The organism is Cytobacillus oceanisediminis (assembly GCF_003182355.1).
Taxonomy (GTDB): domain Bacteria; phylum Bacillota; class Bacilli; order Bacillales; family Cytobacillaceae; genus Cytobacillus; species Cytobacillus oceanisediminis_A.
Window position 1 is genome coordinate 1 of sequence record NZ_QGTW01000035.1, and the last position, 2,799, is coordinate 2,799.

Consider the following 2,799-nt stretch of genomic DNA (forward strand, 5'->3'; position numbering starts at 1 on the left):
AGCCAGCCGCCTAAGGTGGGACAGATGATTGGGGTGAAGTCGTAACAAGGTAGCCGTATCGGAAGGTGCGGCTGGATCACCTCCTTTCTAAGGATATTTACATGAGACGTGACGTGTTTTGTTCGTTTAGTTTTGAGAGAGCAATCTCTTTGAAATATTCGTTCTTTGAAAACTAGATAATGTTAATGAAGAAGCAATAACCGAGTAATCGCCATCTTAGTTTTTTTCTCTTATTTATGTTTTTAAAAACGAAGTAAGAGCACAAACCATGAGGACGATGAGCGGCAAGAAGATCAAGGAAGCGACCGAGTGAGCACCGGAGCGTACAACAGTACGTGAGGAGCGGAGCGAGGGAGCTGACGCAGAGATTCGCAGTCGATCATTGGCCGAAGTAGGTTAAGTTAGAAAGGGCGCACGGTGAATGCCTTGGCACTAGGAGCCGATGAAGGACGGGACTAACACCGATATGCTTCGGGGAGCTGTAAGTAAGCTTTGATCCGGAGATTTCCGAATGGGGAAACCCCCTATCCGTAATGGGATAGGATCCATATCTGAATTCATAGGGTATGGAAGGCAGACCCGGGGAACTGAAACATCTAAGTACCCGGAGGAAGAGAAAGCAAACGCGATTCCCTGAGTAGCGGCGAGCGAAACGGGATTAGCCCAAACCAAGAGGCTTGCCTCTTGGGGTTGTAGGACACTCTATACGGAGTTACAAAGGAACGAGGTAAATGAACAGGTCTGGAAAGGCCGGCCAGAGAAGGTAAAAGCCCTGTAGTTGAAACTTCGTTCCCTCCAGAGTGGATCCTGAGTACGGCGGGACACGAGAAATCCCGTCGGAAGCAGGGAGGACCATCTCCCAAGGCTAAATACTCCCTAGTGACCGATAGTGAACCAGTACCGTGAGGGAAAGGTGAAAAGCACCCCGGAAGGGGAGTGAAAGAGATCCTGAAACCGTGTGCCTACAAGTAGTTAGAGCCCGTTAATGGGTGATAGCGTGCCTTTTGTAGAATGAACCGGCGAGTTACGATTACATGCGAGGTTAAGTTGATAAGACGGAGCCGCAGCGAAAGCGAGTCTGAATAGGGCGAATGAGTATGTGGTCGTAGACCCGAAACCAGGTGATCTACCCATGTCCAGGGTGAAGTCCAGGTAACACTGGATGGAGGCCCGAACCCACGCACGTTGAAAAGTGCGGGGATGAGGTGTGGGTAGCGGAGAAATTCCAATCGAACTTGGAGATAGCTGGTTCTCTCCGAAATAGCTTTAGGGCTAGCCTCATGTAGTAAGAGTCTTGGAGGTAGAGCACTGTTTGGACTAGGGGCCCTCATCGGGTTACCGAATTCAGACAAACTCCGAATGCCAAAGACTTATCCATGGGAGTCAGACTGCGAGTGATAAGATCCGTAGTCAAGAGGGAAACAGCCCAGACCACCAGCTAAGGTCCCAAAGTATACGTTAAGTGGAAAAGGATGTGGAGTTGCTTAGACAACCAGGATGTTGGCTTAGAAGCAGCCACCATTTAAAGAGTGCGTAATAGCTCACTGGTCGAGTGACTCCGCGCCGAAAATGTACCGGGGCTAAACGTATCACCGAAGCTGTGGATGGACATCTGCGATGTCCGTGGTAGGAGAGCGTTCTAAGGGCGTTGAAGCTAGACCGCAAGGACTGGTGGAGCGCTTAGAAGTGAGAATGCCGGTATGAGTAGCGAAAGATGGGTGAGAATCCCATCCACCGAATGCCTAAGGTTTCCTGAGGAAGGCTCGTCCGCTCAGGGTTAGTCGGGACCTAAGCCGAGGCTGAAAAGCGTAGGCGATGGACAACAGGTTGATATTCCTGTACCACCTCTTTACCGTTTGAGCAATGGGGGGACGCAGGAGGATAGGGTAAGCGCGCTGTTGGATATGCGCGTCCAAGCAGTTAGGCCGGTAACGAGGCAAATCCCGTTACCACACAGGCTGAGCTGTGACGGCGAGGGAAATTTAGTACCGAAGTTCCTGATTCCACACTGCCAAGAAAAGCCTCTAGCGAGGGAAAAGGTGCCCGTACCGCAAACCGACACAGGTAGGCGAGGAGAGAATCCTAAGGTGAGCGAGAGAACTCTCGTTAAGGAACTCGGCAAAATGACCCCGTAACTTCGGGAGAAGGGGTGCTCATTAGGGTGAATAGCCCTGATGAGCCGCAGTGAATAGGCCCAGGCGACTGTTTAGCAAAAACACAGGTCTCTGCGAAGCCGCAAGGCGAAGTATAGGGGCTGACGCCTGCCCGGTGCTGGAAGGTTAAGAGGAGAGGTTAGCGCAAGCGAAGCTTTGAATCGAAGCCCCAGTAAACGGCGGCCGTAACTATAACGGTCCTAAGGTAGCGAAATTCCTTGTCGGGTAAGTTCCGACCCGCACGAAAGGCGTAACGATCTGGGCACTGTCTCAACGAGAGACTCGGTGAAATTATAGTACCTGTGAAGATGCAGGTTACCCGCGACAGGACGGAAAGACCCCGTGGAGCTTTACTGTAGCCTGATATTGAATTTTGGTACAGCTTGTACAGGATAGGTAGGAGCCGTAGATGCCGGAGCGCCAGCTTCGGTGGAGGCGTCGGTGGGATACTACCCTGGCTGTATTGAAATTCTAACCCGCGCCCCTTATCGGGGCGGGAGACAGTGTCAGGTGGGCAGTTTGACTGGGGCGGTCGCCTCCTAAAAAGTAACGGAGGCGCCCAAAGGTTCCCTCAGAATGGTTGGAAATCATTCGCAGAGTGTAAAGGCACAAGGGAGCTTGACTGCGAGACCTACAAGTCGAGCAG

Annotated in this window: 2 rRNA genes; both read left to right on the forward strand. The window is 51.7% G+C overall.

The features are described from left to right. Positions 1-87: ribosomal RNA gene (locus tag DFO73_RS28165) — 16S ribosomal RNA — on the forward strand; the annotation flags it as partial. 307 nt (positions 88-394) lie between these two features. After that, positions 395-2,799, forward strand: a 23S ribosomal RNA gene (locus tag DFO73_RS28170); the annotation flags it as partial.